Source organism: Novosphingobium sp. UBA6272, from assembly GCF_002440635.1.
Lineage (GTDB): Bacteria > Pseudomonadota > Alphaproteobacteria > Sphingomonadales > Sphingomonadaceae > Novosphingobium.
The window spans coordinates 1-409 of the sequence record NZ_DJUW01000004.1 but is presented as its reverse complement, the minus strand read 5'-3'; the positions used below and the strand labels follow the sequence as shown (position 1 = coordinate 409).

Genomic DNA, 409 nt, shown 5'->3' with positions numbered 1-409 from the left:
AGGCAGCAGTGGGGAATATTGGACAATGGGCGAAAGCCTGATCCAGCAATGCCGCGTGAGTGATGAAGGCCTTAGGGTTGTAAAGCTCTTTTACCAGGGATGATAATGACAGTACCTGGAGAATAAGCTCCGGCTAACTCCGTGCCAGCAGCCGCGGTAATACGGAGGGAGCTAGCGTTGTTCGGAATTACTGGGCGTAAAGCGCACGTAGGCGGCGACTCAAGTCAGAGGTGAAAGCCCGGGGCTCAACCCCGGAACTGCCTTTGAAACTAGGTTGCTAGAATCTTGGAGAGGTCAGTGGAATTCCGAGTGTAGAGGTGAAATTCGTAGATATTCGGAAGAACACCAGTGGCGAAGGCGACTGACTGGACAAGTATTGACGCTGAGGTGCGAAAGCGTGGGGAGCAAA

General features: G+C 53.1%; 1 rRNA gene (cut by a window edge). It reads left to right on the top strand.

From position 1 onward, the window contains the following. A 16S ribosomal RNA gene (locus B2V17_RS03615) occupies nucleotides 1-409 on the top strand (its annotated part extends 428 nt beyond the left edge of the window); the annotation flags it as partial.